The following is a 21,796-nucleotide window of genomic DNA, read 5'->3' as shown; positions in this document are numbered from 1 at the left end:
GAGAAAAGTCTCCACCCGTTATCCAGCTTCCACGATTTTCTTGGTCCAACCCACAACCCACTCCGGTGCGGTTGCTCCGCCGGGCAGCACACTACGGTTTTTTGCATACTCCTTGTGCACCGGATTCGCCAGAAACATTTCGCGTGCTTTGGCCACCGCATTCACGGGATCCCGGGGGCCGTCACACACCAAGTCGCCGACGGCGCAGATATTAAATACGCGGTCACTGAGCCCACCAAAGCCATCAGGTCGTGGGCCCCTCATGGTTGCCCCCGGGACGATGCCCTGGATCAATCCGCTCACCGGATTGAGGGCGATTTCCGCGCCCACACCGCTGACGCCCTTATTACCCACCAGGACGCCTTTGTCCAGTTCCTGCCGACCATCGGCGATCAAGGTCACTCCACGCACGGAATCTGCCGGAACCGGCCCGCGGCCATTGCCAATGTTGTTGGCCATATCGCCCATGATGACCGCGCCTTGGCTAAACCCGACCAAGAGGAACTTCGTAGCTGGGCAACGCTGGTGGGTGCTCTTCAGTTCATTGGCGATCTTGCCGTAACCCTCCGCGCGGGAGGCATCGTAAGTTTTCTCATGCTGCGCATTGATGTTGCGGAATTGCGCCGTATAGGGCACTGTCCACACCTTGAGCTGCTCTGGACTGTACTGTTGCTGCAGTGGCTGCGTGGTCTGTAACAGCAAAGACCACTTAAAAGCATGTGGATTAACGGGATCGTCGTTGGCCTTGGACTCCCAAGTTCCCGGAGCGGCGATCAGTTCATAAGGCGCGCAACCAGGTGGGTTTTGTGGCGCGTTCGGCCCAGCCGAGTTCGATGGTTCCTTCGGTCCCGGTAGCGATGGTCCCGCATTGTCGTTCTTGTTGATCCACGACCCCACGCCCACAACAATAACGATGACCACCACGAGGGCGGCAACGATCGTAAGCAGCTTTTTCATAGTCCTTTTACCTGTTGTTCTGATTCCGGTTCCAATGCCTTACGGCCTAGCAAGATTTACTTGCAATACGCGGCCTAGCAGGACTTACTTGCAATACGCGGCCTAGCAAGATTTACTTGCAATACACGGCCTAGCAAGACTTACTTGCAATACACCTTCTTCGCCGCATCTTGGATTGTTTTCGCTGCTTCCTCTGGTTTATCAACCACGCCTTGGGCCTGCATCTGCCCTGCTGCCATCGGTAGGTAATTCTGAATGCGATCATCACTGCCTTCTTGGCACGACGCCCTGGCCGCTGCGATGACCTGATCTTGCAGGCTGGCTGACGCATTCTTATCACCGGCCTTGTCAAAATCTATGCCTTTGTTTTTGAGCTCGTTCAAAAAATCATCGTCTTCGGCGGTGCGGCCGGCACCAGCCGGAACTTCATCAATTTCTTCTACGCTGCCATCCCGGGCAGTCGTCATCGGACCACCTTGTTCGGGCTCGGGAGAAGCAGAGTTCGAATCCGACGGGGCGTCGGAATCAGAGGTTTGAGAAGAGGTCGCCGAAGCCGACGCAGAAACAGAAGGCACACTGGAGGCAGTGGAGGAAGAATCCGCATTGTTATCCACCGTGGAGTCCGAACCACAGGCAACTAAACCGCCAGAAAGCAGTGCAGCTGCCAATGGAGCTACAAGCCAACCACGGTTGAAAGAACGGCGGCGCTTCCGCGAAGAAGTTGAGGAAACGGTGCAGGAAGCGTGTTCCACCGACTGCAAATGGTTCCCGAATGGCTGGTGTGGAACGTGCATGACATGGACTCCTTGTGAGGTTGTGAGTTTTGTCCCCGACCATGCGGAGGCCGGGAGTGATGTGAGCACGGTAGATGTGTCCAGAAAAAGACTAAAGCCCTTGGCTGATGGTTGCCTGAAGCCACCATCGCCAAAGGCTTGTAACTCCGGCGGGATTCGCCCTATTTCTTGACGATCTTGCCGTTACTTCTTGACGACCGTGCCGCTACTTCTTGACGATCTTGCCGTTACTTCTTGACGATCTTGCCGTTTACTTCGCTGATGGTGCCGCCTTGGAACTTCACGATCTGGCCACCGGCTGGAATAGCTTCCTGATCAGCGGTGGGCAGGCCGAATTTGCCCTGTTCGAATTTTTCCTCGCCCCATGCATCGAAGATCGCACCCTTGTAGATGATGTGTGCGCCGGTAGCTGGGGACCAGTAAATAAATCCACCCGTGAACTCGGACATTTTGCCCTTGTTGTTCGGCAGGGAGTTTTCACCGGTAACCGGGAAACCGAGCTTAGACTCTGGCCCCTTGACCGACATGTACTTCTTAGAGATTTCACCCTGCACGTACTGGGTTTTGCCGTCCTTATCACGGGTGATAACGCCGTTTTCGAACTGCTGCACCCAGCCGTCGCCCATCTTCTTTGCTTCAGCCGTTGGGTAACCGAGCGGGCCATTTTCGTACTTGATCTTGCCCCAGGTGCCCAGGATGTCCTTGGCTACAGCGACAGCACCGGTGGTTGGGGTCCAGTAGATGTTGCCGTGTTCAAACGCCACGAAGCGACCGCGTCCGTTGGAGATCGAGATTTCTTCGCTCTTCGGGTAGCCCAGCCACGAGTGAGTGCCCTTCAGGCTGGAATACAGAGCACCGATACGACCCCACAGGAAGTGAGCACCGGTTTCTGGGCTCCAGTAAGCACGACCGCCGCGGAAGTCCTGAATCTTCCCCTTGCCCGCACCGTCGTACTCATCAGAGATGCAAGCGCCGAGCTGCGGGAACTCGCTCACGCGCTTCGCAATATCCCCAACGGGCTGGCAGGATGCGCCACGATCGGATTCCGGCAGGTTCAGAGTATCGGCAATGTAAGGCCATGCCTGGGTCATCTCGAACTGCCAGTATGGCCAGTCGTGGGTGCCCGACGGGCGGAACTGGGTAATGACCTTCTTGTTGGCGGCTTTCGCGTAGCGCACGAAGGTCTCGGTGGTCATACGGGACATTGCCTCCAAGCCAAAGCCGGCCATGTTGGCAGGCAGTCCGGGCAGAGCGCCCGGTTTGTCGTACTTGCCCGCGTTACCGTTACCAGCTGAAACGTAGACAGTCATGTCACCGAGGTCCTTGATGCCCAGCTTCGGATCGTGATCCGTCCAGTCCTGACTGCCATATGGCCCCCACATCTTCTGGGCATCGTAGCCGCCACCGTCGTTGGTAGCGTAACCGATTGCTTGTGGCATGCCATAGGAGGTGGTGTCTAGGTAGCCGGAGAAGGAACCGACGAACTTCCACATCTTAGGGAAGCGCTCGGCTAGGTTCATTGCGGCGGTGCCACCCATGGAAAGGCCAACGATCGCGCGGTCTTCCGTGGAGCGCCAGCCTTCACGCAGGACAGCGGGCAACTCTTGGGTGAGGAAGGATTCCCACTTGTAGTGCTTGCCCTTGTCTGGCTGCTGCCAGTCGGTGTAGAAGGAGGACTCGCCGCCGACTGGTAGCACCACATTGACGTTCTTATCGGCGTAGAAGGACGTAATGTTCGTGGCCAAGGTCCAACCGGATTCGTCGTCACGGGCGCGCAGACCGTCGAGCGCCCATACGGTTGGGAACTTCTTGTCTGGAGTTTTGTACCAATCACGGGCCAGCAGGATCTGCACCTTGATGGGCTTGCCTGGCATAGCCTTCGAGTTGATGAAGACGTTCGCCCAGCGATCGGTAATCCACTCCACGCGATCAACACTCACGCCTTCTGGCAGGCCTTGCAGGGGTTGCTCGGTGACCTTCTGTGGTGTGCGCTTGGGGAGGTTATCCGGGTTCAGGTATCCGGTGCCGGATCCAGGGCTGCTGGAGGACAGGGAACCTGGTGCCTGCTGAGCTGGGGCTACAGGTGCCAAAGATAGGCCCATTGCAACAGCGAGCGGCAGGGCCAAGGAAGCAGCGCTCACGCGACGTGCGGAGCGGAAGCGGGGGGATTTAATCGCGGCAGGGCGCATAAGTTACATTCTTTCCTTCGTGAGCGTCAGCTATGTCGAGTTGGTCGTGCGGAGCTAGGACCGAAGCAGGTTCCCCTCCCGCTTCGATACTGGCGCGCGTGGCAATTGACAGTAGTCATTATTACAAGCGTTTAGCTATCCGCTTGTGTAACACGCAGCAAACTTAAAGTTTTACTTGAGGGTTAGGCTACCACGAAAAATCTAGCAAGAATTAGCTTTTCCCACAAAACCAACGGCTTGGGAAATCCGAGGACGAATTGGCCCCTACGCCAACCGCGCCCATTCGGCGGTGACATTGCGCAAGCTGAACGCCCGCCACGTTATAACCGCAGTAAGCGCAACCGCGATCAGCAATGCCAAGTATCCAGTTCCAACATGCACCATGGCCCCTCCAACCAAAGCACCCAGCGCCATGGACATAATCGAAAGGACACGCCGACCAGCATTGTTGGTTTTGTGGCTCCCTTCGCCATCACTTGCAAGCCCGGTGATGGTCAGCGTAAGAACAGTCGTAGTGAGGTCGGGAACCGACAGCTCTCGCGCAATTGAATTCTGCAGACCCATCGCTACGGAAAGAACGATAACCAGCATCACCAAACTGGCAGTACTTTGGCTCGGTGGCAGAACAAAGGCCAAAAGTGCGGATGCAGCGAAAAGCAGCATCTGAACCATCCCAGCTCTAAATAGCAGTGAGCCACGGTGACGGGGTTTCCTCACGTGTGCAAAGCCCCCACCAAGTTTCGCCCCCGTCATGAAGGCCACGATAGCCAGGAGCGAGGCCCACCACGCAAAACCAGAGACCCCAGAAAAGGAAAAGCCTAAGAACACAACATTTCCCGTCATGTTGGCTACGAAAACGTGGTTAAGCTGCAGGTAAGAATAAGCATCCACGAGTCCAGTTACTACCGTCCAGACCAGAAGCAGCGGAGGTAGCGGGCCATGGGGATTGGACGTTACGGGAAGAACAGTTTCGCGTGCTTGTCGAAAAAAAGTGCTTGGACTCACTGCAGGCTCGCCTTGGATCGTTAATCGTGACGAGGCAAAGAGTACCACCAGAACACAGCATCAGCCGCCCACCGCTGGGACACGAAAAACCCTCTAAGGCTGACAAGCCTTAGAGGGTTTTAACCCGATATGAGTCACCTAAGCATGTAGAGCACGAAGGATGTGAGGACGAGCGTTACGCAGCTCGATGTTCCAGTAAGGCCAGTTGTGGACTCCAGTTATTGGATAGCTAACCACTGGGCGAGCACCCGCAACCCTAGCTGCGACCTCGAATTTCGCAGTGGAAGTACGGGATAGCCACTCTAGGGCAACGCCCGATGCCACGCCGATCGGGTCGCCGAGGAAGTTTTCCTGAGAGGTGGTAATTCCGCCAGCGGCAGAGAGGTACATCGGCATACCGGCGAAACGGCCGGCCTGAATGGTTGGGTCATTGCGGAAGCGGGTTGGGTCCACTGGGGAACCCCACATGTCCCAGATGCGAGCACCCGGACCGCCACCCTGCATCATTGCGTACTGGATACCCAAGTACATGCCAGGCCACGTTGGGTTCAGGTAACCAGACAGAGAGGAAACGTGCTTGAACTGATTGCGGTGCCAAGCGGCGAGGTTCATTGCGGCCGTACCACCCATGGACAGGCCCACAACGGCATTGTTGCGTGGGCTTACACCGAAGTGGCGCTGCAGGTAGTTAGGGAGTTCGCGGGTGAGGAAGGTCTCCCACTTCGGCTTCTTCGGCCCACCCGTGCCACCGTACGGCGCGATCCAGTCCGCGTAAAACTGAGACTGGCCACCAACGGGCATCACCAGCGTGACATTGTCATTGACAAACATGTCCACGCCGCGGCCTTGGTACGTCCAGCCGTTCCAATCCTGGCGCGCGCGAAGGCCGTCGAGGAGGTAAATGCCCGCGTTACCACCGCGGGAGGACGGCTTGATCTGTACCTTAATCTTCTGACCCATTGCTGGGGAGTTAACCCAGCAGTTCTGTACGTAGAACTTGTATGGGCTCCAGGTGCAACCGGGGCGCAGGCGGGTGCGGTTATCCGCGGCCGAGGCCGAAGGTGCGGCAACGGTAGCCAAGCCCATTGCGGTGGTCAGCGCCACCATCAAGGCGAGGATCTTCTTTCCCCAACCCTGTGCAGTCTGATGAGCGTTCATTTACTTTGACTCCCTTAAGTGGTTTAACGTCGAGTGGTGATGTTACCAAAAAGTTACGTTTCTAACTAATACTTCTGCCACACGGCAGAGGTTGCCGCCCACGGAACCGCAAATTTGTCGTCGAGCACCACTTTCAGGCAGCCCGGACATACCCCAAAAGAAGACACCCACCCAAAGGGGTAGGTGAGTGTTGAGGGGCAGGGGCAGGGAGACCACTGCCCAAGCACTAGTTCGCATCCCCGGATAACGAACACCGATCTAACGAGGAGACCACCGCCCACGCACTAGTCCACACCCCCGGATAACGAACACCGATGTAGCGAGGAGACCACTGCCCACGCACTAGTCCACACAATGTGCAGCAGAACTCAGACAAAATGACGCGTTTTTGTTGGACTTCTGCTGCACATTTGTTTCTCGGCGCGAGAAAACCGGCCCCAAGCTCGGCGCGCGAAAACCGGCCCCAAGCTCGGCGCGCGAAAACCGGCCCCAAGCTCGGCGCGCGAAAACCGGCCCCAGGTTCAACGCGAGAATACCGGCCCCAAGTTCAGCGCGCGAAAACCAGCCCCAGGGGCGTTCAAGAGAGCCCAGGTCCAGCTCCCCTACTCAAACCCCGCCGGTTAAAGCCAAGCAACTCAAAGCGCCGGCACGATGTATACCGCCATAGCGATGGTGAAAATCCATGTCAGCGCCAGCAGCTGCAGGGTGCGGTCATTCAGGGCGATCTCATCGGGGGCGCCACCTTCGCCACGATCCACATCCGCGGCGTAGCGCAGGATTGCAACGGTAAAGGGAACCATGGAGATCTGGTACCACACAGCCACCGCACCATCGGAACGCTGGGACAGATCAAAGCCCCACAGCGCGTAGCACAGCACCACGGCAGTCGCGGCGAGAGTCCAAACGAAGCGCAGGTATGTCGGGGTGTAGCTCTCGAGTGACTTGCGTATCTTGGCGCCGGACCGCAGCGATAGCTTCAACTCTGCGTAGCGCTTACCGGCTGCCATGAACAGGGAGCCGAAGGCCGCCACCAGCAGGAACCACTGGGACAGGACAATAGAGGCCGCTACACCGCCGGCCATCGCACGCAGCATGAACCCGGAGCTCACTAGGGCAATATCAATCACTGGCTGGTGCTTCCAACCGAAGCAGTACCCCAGCTGCAGGGCGATGTACACGGTAACCACAATGGCCAAATTGGACCCGGAGGTCGCTAAGAACGAGCCACCAATCGCCAGAATAATCAGCACCACGGCCATCGCGTAAGCCAGGTTCACTGGAAGTACACCGGCGGCGATGGGGCGGAATCGCTTGGTTGGGTGGGCGCGGTCGGCTTCCACATCACGCGCGTCATTGACCAAGTAGATGGAGCTGGCCGCCAGGCAGAAAGCCACGAACGCGATCACCACGTCCAGCAGCACTCGACCGTGGAACAGCGAGGAGCTGCCCGCCGCCGCCGGAGCTGCGACAACCAGGACATTTTTCACCCACTGCTTCGGGCGCAGTGCTTTGACCATGGCCTCTGGCAGGTTACGCGGTGCGCGCGGTCCCGAAGTATCCGTCGGGACGCTCGTCTCGGACCGGCCACGCTCGGGCTCCAGACCCGAGGTGTGAGGTTCGGAACCGAGCAGGGTTTCCGGACGGTTTTGCTGTTCGCTCACCGTTTCTTCTCCTGTCCTGTTACTTCTTTTATTCGACGCCCAGCGCTTTAGCCGAGCATTAACTTGCGCGTGATACCGGCGGTGGTGGCGCCGATAATGCTGCCCAGTACAACGTCGGTTGGATAGTGCACACCCAGTACCAAACGGGAAAGGGCCATCGCGGGAACGCCTACCAATGGTAGCGGGCTACCAATCGTTTGAGCGGTACCGACGAGCGCCGCGGTGGAACTCGTAGCGTGCGACGAAGGGAAGCTCAACTTGGACGGGGTTCCCACTCCAATAGTGATACGCGGATCGTGCGGGCGAGGCCGGCGGATAATACGCTTGACGATCACCGAGGCCGCGTGTGCCGAGAAGGCGCCCACGCCCGTGGCTAGCCACTGCTTCTGTCGCGGTTTATCTAGTGCGCATCCGGCGGCTGCCAGGGCCATCCATCCGAGGGCGTGCTCGCCGAAAAAGCTCATCAACCGTGCGGTTGACATCACACCGGGTTGGTGGGAGATGCTTTTTTGAATCGCGACTAGGAGGTCAGATTCTTTCCACGGGTCGCCCGGGATTGTGGCACTGTCCGCGGTGTTGGTGCCATTCGCGGCGCTGTCCGCGGTGTTAGTGGTGCCCGTGGCACTGTCCGCGGTGTTGGCACTACCCGCAGCACTATTCGCGGTATTCGCGGTATTCACGTTAGTTTTTCTCCTGAGCAGTGGTGGTACCCGTCGCGGTGGCGTGGGCCGGCTCGAAGATCTTGGCCCATGCTTCGCGGCTGGTGAGCTCTGGATGTGCGGCGCGGTAACGCGTACGCATCTCGTCGAAGCGGGCTGCCACCTCCTTTTGCAAACGGGCGGAATCCTTGGCCAGTGCGATCATCTGGCCACGGTCACGTTTGCGGTACACCACTCCCCTGCCGTCTGCGGTGGTGACAGTAGCACCATCCACACGGGATAGGCTGAACCAGCGGGCTTCGATGGGTGGCAGGTTCACCTGTGGTGTGTGGTGGTGGCGAGCATCGGCAGGACGGGAGTTGTTCAGCAGCCCCCGGGTGAGAGTCTTTATTTTGGCAACCGGGTTGGTTGGAATATCGGTCAGGCCTGCTGGTCCACCGGATGGCGCAGGAAGCGCGGTAGCGCTGGGCAACACCTGGGCATCGGAGTAGTTCTTACGCAGCTTGTTGATGCGTGGCAGTGCAGTATCCAGAATGCCGAAGAGCTGTTCGGGGCCTGCCAAGAAGTCCTTCATCGCCTCATTTTGGATAGCAACGGTGGAGTATTCCAAGCACAAAAGGTGCTTGGCTGTCGCTTTAGCCATCGAAGTGATAATGCCGCGCGGGGAACCATCGTGCTGGATGGCAGCTACGATCAGGCGGTTCCGCAGGTGGAAGTATGCTTGCCAGTCAATGGCATCGTCTTTGTCGGACCATGCCATGTGCCAAATCGCAATGCCTGGCCACGATGCGGTGGGGAATCCTGCATCCTTCGCGCGGAGGCCGAATTCGCCGTCATCCCACTTGATGAACAGCGGTAGGGGCTGACCGATGGTTTCCGCGACGACCCGTGGGATCATGCACATCCACCAGCCGTTGTAATCCACGTCGATGCGACGGTGTAGATCCTTGGAATCGATCTCTTCACCGGAGGCATTGTTGCCATATGATCCGCGATCGCGCAGAGGATGCTTGTAGAAATCATGATCGTAATGCGTGTGTGGCGCGGCAGTCCACATGAAGGAACCGCGGTCGATCACTTCACCCATAGTGTGCAGGTGGCTGCGCTCCTGCAGGTTCAGCATCTGGCCACCGATCAACATCGGCGACGTAGCGTAGCGGGCAGCAGCCAAGGAACGCAAGACCGCGTCCGGCTCAATCTGGATGTCATCGTCCATGTACAGAATGAATGGGCTATCAGTGCCGCGCTCTGCGTGCCGGGCCTCATACATGATGCGGGAGTAACCACCGGAGCCACCGAGGTTGCCCTGCGGGCAGATGCGCAGGCGGTCGCCGAAGTGGGCCTCTACCGCGGGGAATCCCGGCTCATCTGCGGGGTGCTTATCGCCCTGATCCGGCATGATCACGGCATCGATCACTGCATCCACGACCGGGTCGGAAGACAGTGCTTCGAGCGCCGCCACCGCGTCCGTGGGCCGGTTGAACGTGGGAATGCCCACTGTCACGCGCGGTTCGGCTACCGGCAGAACGTCCCCCGCGGAGTATCGCTTCTCTGCTCCGGTCGTAGGGTCTGTCAGCGTGGCGTCGGATACTAAAACCTGGCCCTCGGCCGGTTTCGTCGCGTACCAACCAGCGGAGTGAATGGTCACGGCGGATTCGCACGTGATGTCGAACCAGATCCAGCCACCATCTTCAAACGGCGCCAACGAGATGGTGAACTCCGCAGTCCCCCGGCCCGATTCATCAGTCTCCACTACATCGCCGGTGACGGCAATACGCGAACCGTCGATCTTCGAACGGTAGATATCCACGCGTGCATCACCGGTGAGCTCGATGCGCAGCTGCACGTCGTCTAACTGGGACCAGCGGCGCCAGTAGGAGGCCGGGAACGCGTTGAAATAGGATTCGAAGGAGATCTCGGTGCCACCGGGAATAGTGCACGATGTGCGGGATAGTGCGGTGACACGTCCAGCAGTGGACTGCTCGTCTTCCACGATGTAAAGCGAGCGCACATCCCGTGGTTCACCGCGCTTCGGCAGGATAACCCGAGCTAGACGGGTTGGATCGAAGGAATCGCGCGATTCAGACTGAGCTTGAGCACTCATGTTTTCAGACTTAGTTTGAGCAGCCATGGGCTGGAAGCGGACCTCCACGTAGACAGTATTACCCATCAATTATCCACGATTGCCCCGCCGAGGGCGCCCTCCGCCACGCCCAAACCGGGCATTGGCAGGGGTTGGTGCCGTGATCAGGGAACGCAGGGGGCCGAGCGCACTGGGCTTGACTAGGCATCGCTCCCGGTTACTTCCCTACAGCAACGCAGCGATTTTATTGTCGTACATGCTCAGGGCTGATCCGATCGCCATGTGCATGTCCAAGTACTGGTACGTACCCAAACGTCCACCGAAGAACACCTTGTGCTCATCGGTTTCGCGCTGGGCCAGCTCGCGGTATTTCTGTAGCTTGTCACGATCTTCGGGCGTGTTGATGGGGTAGTACACTTCCTCATCGCGCTCGGCGAAACGGGAGTACTCCTTGACGATGATCGTCTTGTCTTTGGCGTGCTCCGCCTCGCGCTCTGGATGGAAGTGCCGGAACTCGTGAATGCGAGTGTAGGGCACGTCCGCATCGTTGTAGTTCATCACCGAGGTGCCCTGGAAGTCACCCGTATCCAGCACCTCAGTCTCGAAGTCCAAGGTACGCCAACCCAGCTCGCCCTCCTGGTAGTTGAAGTACTTATCCAGCGGACCGGTGTACACCACGGGGGCTCCCGGGTTCTCCGCCTGGATGTCCTCGCGCGCGGCGAACCAATCGGTGTCTAGGCGCACGTCGATATTGTCGCTTTCCACCATCTTGTTCATCCACGCGGTGTAGCCATCGACCGGCAGTCCTTCATACGTGTCGTTGAAGTAGCGGTTATTGAAGGTGTAGCGAACCGGCAGGCGGCTGATGATGGAGGCCGGCAGATCCTTCGGATCGGTCTGCCACTGCTTGGCGGTGTAGTGCTTCACGAATGCTTCATACAGCGGTTCGCCGATCAGTGCGATGGCCTTTTCCTCTAAGTTTTTCGCACTGTGTGGATCTTGGTCTCCGCGTTGTTCCTCAATCAGCTTCTTTGCTTCATCTGGGGTGTAGTACCGGCCGAAGAACTGGTTGATCAGGCCCAGGCCCATGGGGAACTGATACGCGTTGCCGTCGTGCATGGCGAACACTCGGTGCTGGTAGTCCGTGAACTCCGTGAACTGGTTGACGTATTCCCACACTCGCTCGTTGGACGTGTGGAACAGGTGTGCGCCGTACTTGTGTACCTCAATGTTGGTTTCCGGGTCACGCTCGGAGTAAGCATTTCCGCCTAGGTGCGAGCGCTTTTCAATCATCAGCACCCGCGCTCCCTTGAGCGTCGAGGCGCGTTCAGCCACGGTCAGTCCGAACAGGCCGGTGCCAACAACAATGAGGTCGTACTTCGCTTTTTCACTCATGGCGCCAAGGTTACCCGGCACGCCGGCATTCGCAGGGCAGGCACTCCGGGGCTTTTCTTTGGGACGACGCCGCGCGTGTGGCTACTCCAACCCCAGCCAGTCGGGAAGCCAATCCACGGCGGGTTGTAGCCAAGGGCGAGTCCAATCCAACATTCCCAGTTTCCACCCCGCCCAAAACAGGAAGGCGAAAATGCACCAGGTGATAATCAGCAGGAGAAGACCGATCAGGCCCTTGATAATCAGCGGCAGTTGTTTGAACCACGTATCAATCTGGTCGTATTTGCGCACTGACCAGCTAAGAAGCCGGTGCGGCCATTCTAATTCCAGGGACAAAATACCGATGGAAACAAACACCATGAGCCAACCAGGACCGGGAAATGGAATCGCGATGATTCCCAGGACGGTCATAATCCAGCCCGCAACCAAGGTGACGGGGCGCACTAAGAAACCGAACCTCGGGTGCCGTTTCAGCTTCTCGTGGTGTGCGCGGATCTTCTCGACCCGCTGATGCACAGCCTCGCCCATGGTCGCCATGGTTAGTTCTCCCTCATGGTTTCCGCGGAATTGAACCAGCGGGTGAGGTATTCAGCCACTCCGTCATCATCGTTGGTGGCGGTGACCGCATCCGCGGCTGCCTTGACTTCGTCGCGCGCATTCCCCATCGCCACCCCAGTGCCAGCCCATCGCAACATCTCCAGGTCATTCGGCATGTCCCCGAAAACGATGATGTCTTCGGTGCGCACCTCAATGCTCTTGGCCACTCGTTGTAGGGCCGTGCGCTTGGATACGCCCGGCGCGCTGATTTCTACCAATCCGCCTTCCCAGGAAAACGTGGCGTGTGCCAGGGCGGGATCGATGTATGGCGCCACCGCTTCGTAGAGTGCCGCGGAGCTTCGCCTGTGGTCACGTACCAGAAGCTTGACCGCGGGCATAGATACCAACTGCTCCCGTGGCACGGTGGTGTGCTCATCGGAAATCCACGCGTGATCGTAGTTGGGGGTTACGCAAAACAGCTCGTTTTCCCGGTCGAAAGCACTACGACCAACGCGTTCGACCGCGAAACCCCACTCGGGATCAACGGCTTGCAGCGATTCCACGAGGTCCCGTTGCACTTCCGGTGAAAGACTTTCGGCATGCACCACGCGGTCCAATGCGCTGTCGTAGATTACGGCCCCATTCGCGCACACCACTATGGGGCGTACGTTGATCTGTTCCAGCACTGGGAGTAGCCAGCGCGCGGGGCGGCCAGTGGCAAGCGTGAACGCGGTGCCTTGGCGTGCCATGTCATCGATAATGGCGCGCATCCGAGGCGATACTCGTTCCCGGTGATCTAGCAGTGTGCCATCCACATCGCTGACCACCAATTTTGGCCTCCATATTGGCCCTTGCATCGCCTATGTAACTCCTAGCGTTTATTTGTTCTTGCGGTTCAACCGTTGCTGCAGGCGTATCACGGGTTTTCTCCAGGCGGGTGCCGCGGCCAGTTGTTTCTTTTCTTCTTCTCGACGCCGCTCTGCCCGAACCTGCGCCTCCGCCCTCTTGCGTTTGCGTTCGGCCTGGTCCTCCCGGTCTTTGACCGTGGCTTCTTCCAGCGTTGGGGCAGTTCCGCCCATGTTGGCCGGCACCCAGTATTCGCCCTTGGGCATGGGGCCGAATTCTTGTTCGTAGATGCGACGGTTTTCCTGCAGCTGCTCCACCATCGCTTTATGTAAACGATCGGTAGTTGCTGCGGAATCTGCGGTGACTTCCACCGGCTTGCCCACAATCAGCACGAGTTTTGCATTTTTCGGCCGCCAGTTGGGCTTGTGCCCCTTCGTCCACACCTGCTGTGATCCCCAGATGGTCAGTGGGATGAGTGGCACGTTGGCGTCGAAAGCAATTTTGGCAGCACCTTGCCGGAATTCTTTGACTTCAAAGGAGCGAGAAATGGTGGCCTCTGGGAAAATGCCCACCAGCTGCCCCATCCGCAGGCGACGGATGGCCTCATCCACGCTAGCTTGCCCATCGGCGCGGTCAACGGGGATGTGCTTCATCGCACGCATGAGCGCGCCTACTCCCTTGACGTCGAAAATTTCCTTCTTCGCCATAAACCGCACTAGGCGACGGCCGTTGAAGTGCGCGGGGATGCCACCGTAAACGAAATCCCAGTAACCGGTGTGGTTGATCGCGATCATCGCGCCACCGGTAGCAGGAATGTTCTCCGGGTTAAGAATGACGACGTCGAGTTTCTGAACCCAGTCCATCCATTTCTTCGCGATGGAGATGATCGGCCGGGAATAGGGAAATTCCCGGGCTTCCTCGCGGTGGTTGGGCGCAGGAGCGAAGCCTTCGGGCAGACGGATAAAGCGGTCTTTAAGTTTGGCCATGAGTATTGAGATTACTTCTTTGGTTCCAAAACTTCTTTGCCTACGAATGGCTGTAGGGCCTTGGGGACGCGCACAGATCCGTCGGCCTGCTGATTGTTTTCCAAGATGGCCACCAACCAGCGGGTCGTGGCCAACGTGCCGTTCAACGTCGCAGCCGTTTGTGCCTTTCCATCAGCATCGCGGTAACGCGTTTTAAGGCGGCGAGCCTGGAAAGTCGTGCAGTTGGACGTACTGGTGAGCTCGCGATAGGTGCCCTGCGTTGGTACCCACGCTTCGGTGTCGTATTTCCGCGCTGCGGACGAACCTAAGTCTCCGCCAGCCACATCGATCACGCGGTATGGGACCTCGACGGCCGCCAGCATGTCCTTCTCCATCTGGAGAAGTTCCTGGTGGACGGTTTTGGCTTCCTCGGGCTTGCAGTAAACAAACATCTCGAGCTTGTCGAACTGGTGAACACGGATGATTCCACGGGTGTCCTTGCCATACGACCCTGCCTCACGACGGAAGCAAGAGGACCAACCCGCGTAGCGCACGGGCCCGTTGTTCAAGTCGATGATCTCATCGGAGTGGTATCCAGCCAAGGCAACTTCGGAGGTGCCGACAAGGTACATGTCGTCTTCTTCGAGGTGGTAAATCTCATCGGCATGGGCGCCCAAGAAGCCAGTGCCAGCCATGACCTCGGGACGGACCAATACCGGAGGGATCATCAAGGTGAATCCGTGTTCCACGGCCTTTTGCGCGGCTAGTTGCAACATACCCAGCTGCAAAAGAGCGCCGTCGCCAGTAAGGAAGTAGAAACGCGCACCCGATACCTTGGTACCGCGCTTCATATCGATCAACCCAAGCGATTCTCCTAACTCCAGGTGGTCCTTGGGTTCGAAACCAAACTCCGTGGGCTCGCCCACATGCTCCAGAACCACGAAGTCGTCCTCCCCACCGGCGGGAGCGCCCTCCTCGACCACGTTGGAGAGCTTCAACTGCAGGTCGTGAACGGCCTGTTCAGCTGCGGCCTGCTCAGCTTCAAGTGCTTTTACTGCCTCGGCCTTTTCCTTGCCCTGCTCGCGCAGCGCCTTCTTCTCCTCATCGGAAGCGGTGCGCATTTGCTGTCCCATGGCCTTGGAGAAGGACTTTTGCTCTGCTCGGGCGGAGTCGGCGGCGGTGATCGCATCGCGACGGCGCGCATCGGCCTCCAATAGCTGATCCACAAGGGCAGGATCTTCACCACGGGTGCGCTGGGAAGCGCGGACGATGTCGGGGTTATCGCGCAAGAGCTTCAGATCAATCATGCTGTTCACTTTAGCGGTAGAACGTTTCCCCGCGCCCAGCTACTACTCTGTTAATTGTTAAGTGTGCTGAAGTCTTCAACTCACGGCGCTCGGCATGGGCCAACGCGAACTTCGCCACTACACTGCTACTCGTCAATTATGCTGAGGTCTTCAACTCACGGCGCTCGGCATGGGCCAACGCGAACTTCGCCACTACACTGTAACCCAACAACGGCCTTGGGCTTTGGATTAGCCGTCTTGGCGTTATAGTCAAACAACACCCGTTGAGAAAGAAGCAGGATGACCCTCAGTCAAGCCACGTGGACCAAGCGCATGCGAAGCACGACAACTGCACTGCTCGCCGCCCTATGCGGTGGTGTAGGCGCCGGCGCGTTCCTGTTTAACGCGCCCGAAAGTGGCACTCCTTTGAGCCCGGCTATTCATTCCAAGTCCAAGGCAGCTGACCCCGTTCCCACCGCGTTTACCGATGCCCAGGCAGGGGCCTGCGTTAACTGGATGCCGGGGCCCAAAGGGGCCAACACAGATTTCGCAACTGTTGACTGTGCGCAGAATCACCGTTTTGAGGTCGCTACACGCGAAGACTTAGGCACGTATCCCACCAGCGAATTCGGACCCGAATCCCGCCCACCGGGCAAAGCCCGCCAGGAAAAGCTCACAAATGAGCTGTGCGTGGGTCCCACACTCAAGTACCTCAAGGGCAAACTCGATCCGGAAGGGCGATATTCCATCGCTCCGATTCTGCCCCCTAAATCCGCCTGGGCAGCCGGTGACCGCACGATGCTGTGCGGTGTCATGGTGATTGACGAAGAAAGCCGAGCCGTGGAGACTCGCGGGTTAGCTGCCCAACAGGATCAATCGCGGGTATCCAAGCCCGATACCTGCGTTCTCGTGAAGGGCAATACCACCACCGAGACAACCTGCGACCGACCACACTCGTGGCAGGTGACAAAGCTAGTGGACCTCAGCAAAACGTTCTCGGGCCCATGGCCGGGCGTCGAGAAACAAAACCAACACTTGAATAAGGTGTGCACCGATGCTGCCCGTGAATACCTCGGCGGCGACGATGCCCTATACAACTCCACGCTGGCACCATTCTGGACGACTCTGCAGAAGCAGTCGTGGGATGCAGGCTCACGATCGGTGAATTGCGCGCTGACGTTCGGAAAGAGCGGCGGCAGTTTCGCAACCTTGCAAGGTGATGTGCGCCAGAGCTTCACGATCGACGGCCAGCCACCGGCCAAGCAACCTAAGCGCAACCCGCTGCGCAAGCCGGGCGACGGTGCCGGTTCCACCCCTGGAAACGCGGGAGCCGCGGGAACGGCCGGACAAGCCGGCCCAGAAGCCGATACCGGTGCCGGCGCTAATCAAGCTACCGATGGAGCCGTCGTTGGCAATTGATATCGACCCTGATCGTTTCGAGGAGCTTGTCGATGCGGGATTGCGCCGTATTCCCCGGCAGCTCATCGATAACGTCAACAATGTTGCGATTGTCACCGAAGACTACAATCCGGAAAGCCCACACATACTCGGACTCTACGAAGGCGTGGCCCTCACCGAGCGGACCAGTGAATATACCTCTGCCCTGCCGGATAAAATCACCATCTACCGCTTAGCGCTAGCAGACGTGTGCGATACGGAAGAGGAGCTCGTGGAACAGGTGGCAATCACCGTGATCCACGAACTTGGCCACCATTTCGGGATCGACGATGACCGCCTGCACGAACTGGGCTGGGGTTAGGCCGCACAGCCAGACGGGGTTCGCCTAGGCAATACACCGTCGTTAGCTCCATGAAAGCGGCTGGGGTTAGGCCCTGCGCCCCACGTAGCCGCCAATCACACGCGTGATGACCAAGGTCGGTACGCGGTTGAAGCGCTTGGCGTACCAAGTGAAAGCCGAGAAGAAATCCGGGGTAATGATCACACGGCGCTTTTCGATACCTTTGACCGAACGGCGCGCCACAACCTCGGCGGTGAGGAAAGTTTTCTCCAAAAGGGTTCGGGCGATCTGATCCGCGTGGGCGTCGTCCCCTGTGAGCGAACTTGCCAGGTTGGACTTGAAGAATCCGGGGCAAAGAACCGAAACGCTGATCTTGCGGTAGCGCAGTTCCGCATCCAGACCTTCGGCCAGGCCAACAACGGCGCTCTTCGTGGCGTTGTACGCCGCCATCACCGGGGGCTGCACCAAACCTGCCGAGGAGCCGGTAAGAACCACACGACCCCCGCGGTTCATCTTGGGAACGAAGGTCTGCAGCGCGCGCACGCCACCCAGCAGGTTGATATCGATAGCCCGCTGCCACGTTTCCATCGACGTTTCCGTGATCCGGCCACCGATGGCCATACCAGCATTGCTGATGAGGATGTCTAAGGCTGGGACCTCGGCAGATACTGCTTGCCAGTCTTCTTCCTTGGTGACATCCAGCTGGTGGTATTCCCAATTGCCCGCCAGGCCGGCCACGCTGGAAGGTGCCGTTGGGGCCAAGTCGGTGAGAATCACCCGTTCGCCTAAAGCGAGGTAATTTTTGGCGAGTTCCAACCCCAGCCCGGAGGCTGCTCCGGTGATGAGTACGACCCGTGGGGACCGCTCCCTCTGGTTGCCGTCGACGGCCTGGTTTCTTTGGCCACCATGCGAACCATCCGTGGCAGCATTGGACTTGTTCTTGTTTAGGATCCCGCTAAGAAAGCTCATACCTAAAAAGATTAGTTTCTCGTACGGAACCTATGTGTCCAAATGCGCAGAACTCATCGGTTTCTATTCTGGAGTACCGTGCAACCCCCATGCACGCAGGCGGAATGTCCCAGTCAGTGCCTCTAATTCATCCGGGTGCCCCTCTACGATCTCGGGCAACTGCTCCGGGATTTCCAACTCCACCATGTGCGCATTCGGCAGGTAGTGCCCGAAAGCCCATTCCCCGGGCACGTTGCCCAGCAATCCCGCAGCCAAACGGATAACGGCTCCGTGGCTCACCAGCGCCAGATCTTCCTCCCCGCGTTCTGCGTGTTCCGCCAAAGCCACCAACAAGGGCTTCAGGTAACGCAGCAGGACTTCCTCTCCAGTCTCCCCGCCCGGCACCCGCGTGGTGCGCTGGCCATACAGCCATTCGCCGAGAATGCGATGATAATGCTCGTGCGCGTCCTCATCATTGCGCATCTCGTAATCCCCGGCCGCAATTTCGGCGACACCGGGTAAAGCACGCACCTCGCCCGCGGCTGCGGCGGTGGCATGGGGAGATTTGATCATGTGCTGCGCAGTGGCGTCGTCCAACAAAAGAGCAGAAGGCAAAGCCTCGCTACCATCCCGGCCAACCCCGCTTACGTGCCCGCCCGCAACGGCAAAAGCGTGGGCAACATTGACGGCGGTTTGCTGGGCACGGGCCGCTTGGCTGGAAAGAATGCGTGCGCGCTGGGTTCGCTCCGCTAGCGTTGTCCCAGCTTCGGTGGCCTGCATACGCCCGAGTTCCGTGAGGTCCGCGCCGGGCAGGGCAGTATCTAGCGCGTGGATGGCATTGGACGTGGTTTGGCCGTGGCGCACGAGGAACAACCGGCGCACACCTACGGCTTCGGCCTGCGGAGTTGCGTTGGCTACAACGTCCGCGAAATCCGTCGCGGTGTGTGGTGCATCGTTTGGAACAGAACTGGTCACGGTGATTAATCCTCCCCTTGCTTGAGACGGTCGACCCAGGTGACCGATTCGGTGAAACTCGGTGGTGCCGAGCCCTGGTGCCGGTTCTTCACATCCTCGCTGGCCGGCCAACTGCCGAGGTACCGCACGTGGCGTGCAACCCGGTGCAAGCCGGCCAGGGCCTCGGCCACGGCCGCATCGTCAATGTGCCCGACCACACCCACGTGGAATACGTAATGCCCCGCCATCGGCAGGCTCTCGCCGGCTGTCACGGTCGTAGCGCCCAGCGCGCCCATTGCCTCGGTGATACCCGGCGCGCCAAAACTGCCCGAACTGTTCGCTGCCTCCAACGCACCCCTCAACGGCCGCGAACTAATGCGGGACATATCCACTCCGCGTCCCGAAAGCTGCGTCAACGCATCCAACAAACTGCTCGGCTGGTTTTCGAGGACGAAAGCCACCCCGGTGCGATCATTGCCTGTCCGCGGGGTGGGCGCCCCTGGCTTGCCCACCAAGACGAACCGGGTGTGCGCGCCGGGAACATCCGCGACGTTTTTCGCCAGCGCCTCCAAGTCATGGATTTCCCGGGCGCGTTCCGGGGCCGCAGCCACATCGGCCCGCCCCTCAGCCACCATCTGTGCAGCCGCTCCGTTCGAGCTCGCGGGGACGAAAGTCACATGCGGCAGGTGCTCGGCAATCCATTGCCTCACCTGCGCTTCTGCCACTGGGTGTGTGGTGATCGTCCGCGCGTCTTCCGGCGCCATCCCCTGCCGCACCATGATCGTGAATGCCACAGGCACGATAACTTCGTGGTAAATCTGCAGTCGCTCTCCCGCCGCCAGCGCATCTTCAGTTTGTGCCACTGGCCCATCCACGCTGGACTCTAGGGCAACACAGGCGAAATCGGCTTGGCCTTCCCTCACCATCTTTAGGGCGACGCCCGGCGCTGCCACCTCCACGGTTTCTGCAGCCGGCGGTACGTGCCCGGCGGCCATGAATTCCCGTAGCGCTTGCTCGGTGAACGTGCCCCGCGGCCCCAAGAAAGCAACGCGGCATCGTGAATCGGAAGCAGAGAGATGGGTCATCATAGTTATCACCATAGAGGAATACCCAGCCCCTGTATCGTGGCAATCACTATGACTCCATCCGCTTTCGACCGTCCAGATTTCGCGACCCGCCTCCAGACGGAGATTCGCCGGACTGGGCTCACCGCGGAACAGTTGGGTGTGGCCCGTATTTATGACCGCCCGCGCACCTTGGCCACGGAACCCAATTACCCACACCCGGACGGCGCGGAAGAGGGCCCCGACTGGCTGAATTGGCTGCCCACGGGCCACCTCGTGGGCGATTTATCCGGCCAGGAAGTGCTACTGAAGGACCTGCAAAAGCTCGCCGGGGAAGTCACTACCATGGGTTCGGTTCACCATCAGCTCACCGCCGACCATTCGGATACTGCAGCCCTGCGCCTCTTGCGTGCCGGCGCCACCCTCGTGGGTGCTTCCGCTAGCGCGGAATACGGGACAACCGCATATACGGAACCGGTGGGTTTTCCCCACCCCGTCAACCCACTGGGCGCGCAGTTTATGCCCGGCGGGTCTTCGGGCGGTGCCGCTGTCGCTGTTGCCCGCCGGCTGGTCGACATTGCCCACGCCACCGATGGTGGAGGTTCCATTCGTATCCCCGCTGCGTGTTGTGGTTTGGCGGCGCTAAAGCCAGCGCACGACCGCTATCGGGGCGGTTTCACCCCCACCGCTCACGGATTCATTGCCAAAGATATTCCCACCACCGCCCGCGCCTATGGCCTACACGCCGCGGTGCCGAATTCGCTCCGCGTGGGTTACACGAACATGGGTTTTCACTCCCCCGTTCCCGTGGATCCCCGCATCGCCGCTGCGACTGCCGCCAGCGCCAGTTTGCTGGTGACCACGGATGCCGTCACGTCGGTCACAGCTGCCCCCGCGCCGTACCCGCCATCCACATTCGACCTGTTTTCTACGGTCATCGCGGCCCGCTGTGCGGATCTTCCCGGAACGTTGTCACCACTGACGGCGTGGCTGCGAAGCACGGGACGGCAGGTTCCCGCGTGGCGTCGGCGTCGAATAGAAGAAGCAATCTGCAGCCTCGACCCCTCCGACGGGCCGTGGCACGACTTCGACGTCATTGCCACCCCCACCATCGCACATGCTCCGCCACCCCCAGGAACATTCAGCTCACTGAGCCCACAGGATAACTTCGCAGCTCAGACCGCGTGGACTCCGTGGGGTACCCTGTGGAATCTTATGGGTTGGGCGGCCGTCACCGTGCCACTGGTCGACCCCAGCCGGGTGCCGGGCCGTTGGCCCATTTCTCTGATGCTGGGGGCGGTTGGCGATCGCGTGTCGGAAAGCGAGCTACTCGGGTTGGCTACTTTGGTTACCGACGCCACGCGCGTCCTCGACCCCACCCAACTCAGTGTGGGCGAGCCCAGCGACTTTGGTCAACTTGGTTTCCGTGCGGTGGTTCAGTCGGAAGGGCATGCAGCGCCCGGCGGCGGGCATGGCTGTGGATGCGGTGGCGCGCATGGGTGAGGGAAAGGGGCCCGGCATGGAGCTCAATAGGACAACGCCAGGTGAGACCCCGCCGAG

General features: G+C 59.3%; 19 protein-coding genes. 3 read left to right on the top strand and 16 right to left on the bottom strand.

Features of this window, described 5'->3' with window-relative positions; translation table 11 throughout:
* Positions 1-18: 18 nt before the first annotated feature.
* The 13 genes from CAURIC_RS00965 to serS form a co-directional block, all read right to left on the bottom strand.
* Positions 19-957, bottom strand: a complete 939-nt coding sequence (locus CAURIC_RS00965; protein ID WP_035115932.1) for a cutinase family protein — start codon at positions 955-957, stop codon at positions 19-21.
* Positions 958-1,097: 140 nt separating this feature from the next.
* On the bottom strand, positions 1,098-1,751 hold the full coding sequence (locus CAURIC_RS00960; protein WP_052095193.1) for a DUF732 domain-containing protein: 654 nt from the start codon (positions 1,749-1,751) through the stop codon (positions 1,098-1,100).
* 227 nt (positions 1,752-1,978) lie between these two features.
* Positions 1,979-3,940, bottom strand: coding sequence for an alpha/beta hydrolase-fold protein (locus CAURIC_RS00955; protein ID WP_290182994.1), 1,962 nt, complete (start codon positions 3,938-3,940; stop codon positions 1,979-1,981).
* A gap of 264 nt (positions 3,941-4,204) precedes the next feature.
* A complete protein-coding gene (locus CAURIC_RS00950) occupies positions 4,205-4,945 on the bottom strand; it encodes a YoaK family protein (protein WP_052095194.1) in 741 nt (246 codons plus the stop codon).
* A 138-nt stretch (positions 4,946-5,083) separates the two neighbouring features.
* On the bottom strand, positions 5,084-6,103 hold the full coding sequence (locus CAURIC_RS00945) for an alpha/beta hydrolase (protein WP_070433551.1): 1,020 nt from the start codon (positions 6,101-6,103) through the stop codon (positions 5,084-5,086).
* Between the two features lie 635 nt (positions 6,104-6,738).
* Entirely contained in the window at positions 6,739-7,764 is a 1,026-nt protein-coding gene (locus CAURIC_RS00940) for a decaprenyl-phosphate phosphoribosyltransferase (protein WP_070433640.1), read from the bottom strand.
* 47 nt (positions 7,765-7,811) lie between these two features.
* Positions 7,812-8,321 (bottom strand): phosphatase PAP2 family protein, encoded by a 510-nt coding sequence (locus CAURIC_RS00935; protein ID WP_035116002.1) that lies wholly within the window; start codon positions 8,319-8,321, stop codon positions 7,812-7,814.
* Positions 8,322-8,445: 124 nt separating this feature from the next.
* A complete protein-coding gene (locus CAURIC_RS00930) occupies positions 8,446-10,527 on the bottom strand; it encodes a glycosyltransferase (RefSeq protein WP_035116005.1) in 2,082 nt (693 codons plus the stop codon).
* A gap of 204 nt (positions 10,528-10,731) precedes the next feature.
* Positions 10,732-11,901, bottom strand: coding sequence for a UDP-galactopyranose mutase (gene glf / locus CAURIC_RS00925; RefSeq protein ID WP_265915247.1), 1,170 nt, complete (start codon positions 11,899-11,901; stop codon positions 10,732-10,734).
* Between the two features lie 81 nt (positions 11,902-11,982).
* A complete protein-coding gene (locus tag CAURIC_RS00920) occupies positions 11,983-12,435 on the bottom strand; it encodes a TIGR02611 family protein (RefSeq protein WP_035115935.1) in 453 nt (150 codons plus the stop codon).
* Between the two features lie 2 nt (positions 12,436-12,437).
* Positions 12,438-13,292 carry a Cof-type HAD-IIB family hydrolase gene (locus CAURIC_RS00915; protein WP_035115938.1) on the bottom strand — a complete coding sequence of 285 codons (855 nt, stop codon included), beginning with the start codon at positions 13,290-13,292 and terminating at the stop codon, positions 12,438-12,440.
* A gap of 21 nt (positions 13,293-13,313) precedes the next feature.
* Positions 13,314-14,267: a lysophospholipid acyltransferase family protein gene (locus tag CAURIC_RS00910; protein WP_035115941.1), complete on the bottom strand. Its 954-nt coding sequence runs from the start codon at positions 14,265-14,267 to the stop codon at positions 13,314-13,316.
* Positions 14,268-14,278: 11 nt separating this feature from the next.
* Complete coding sequence (gene serS / locus CAURIC_RS00905) at positions 14,279-15,553, bottom strand: serine--tRNA ligase (RefSeq protein WP_265915246.1); 1,275 nt, start codon at positions 15,551-15,553, stop codon at positions 14,279-14,281.
* A 279-nt stretch (positions 15,554-15,832) separates the two neighbouring features.
* Here serS and CAURIC_RS00900 point away from each other — a divergent pair, with 279 nt between their 5' ends.
* Positions 15,833-16,951 (top strand): septum formation family protein, encoded by a 1,119-nt coding sequence (locus tag CAURIC_RS00900; RefSeq protein ID WP_084588254.1) that lies wholly within the window; start codon positions 15,833-15,835, stop codon positions 16,949-16,951.
* Entirely contained in the window at positions 16,941-17,291 is a 351-nt protein-coding gene (locus CAURIC_RS00895; protein ID WP_035115944.1) for a metallopeptidase family protein, read from the top strand. Before CAURIC_RS00900 ends, CAURIC_RS00895 begins: the two co-directional genes overlap by 11 nt.
* 66 nt (positions 17,292-17,357) lie before the next feature.
* On the opposite strand, the gene CAURIC_RS00890 is transcribed toward CAURIC_RS00895, so the two are convergent.
* From CAURIC_RS00890 to pheA, 3 genes are all read right to left on the bottom strand, one after another.
* On the bottom strand, positions 17,358-18,239 hold the full coding sequence (locus CAURIC_RS00890) for an SDR family NAD(P)-dependent oxidoreductase (protein WP_290182985.1): 882 nt from the start codon (positions 18,237-18,239) through the stop codon (positions 17,358-17,360).
* A gap of 63 nt (positions 18,240-18,302) precedes the next feature.
* Positions 18,303-19,193: a histidine phosphatase family protein gene (locus tag CAURIC_RS00885; RefSeq protein ID WP_052095195.1), complete on the bottom strand. Its 891-nt coding sequence runs from the start codon at positions 19,191-19,193 to the stop codon at positions 18,303-18,305.
* A 5-nt stretch (positions 19,194-19,198) separates the two neighbouring features.
* A complete protein-coding gene (gene pheA, locus CAURIC_RS00880) occupies positions 19,199-20,257 on the bottom strand; it encodes a prephenate dehydratase (RefSeq protein ID WP_235700845.1) in 1,059 nt (352 codons plus the stop codon).
* 51 nt (positions 20,258-20,308) lie between these two features.
* Here pheA and CAURIC_RS00875 point away from each other — a divergent pair, with 51 nt between their 5' ends.
* Positions 20,309-21,739 (top strand): amidase family protein, encoded by a 1,431-nt coding sequence (locus CAURIC_RS00875; protein ID WP_168155966.1) that lies wholly within the window; start codon positions 20,309-20,311, stop codon positions 21,737-21,739.
* Positions 21,740-21,796: the final 57 nt, after the last annotated feature.

Source organism: Corynebacterium auriscanis (genome assembly GCF_030408435.1).
GTDB classification, from domain to species: domain Bacteria; phylum Actinomycetota; class Actinomycetes; order Mycobacteriales; family Mycobacteriaceae; genus Corynebacterium; species Corynebacterium auriscanis.
This window is presented reverse-complemented; position numbering and strand designations above follow the sequence as displayed.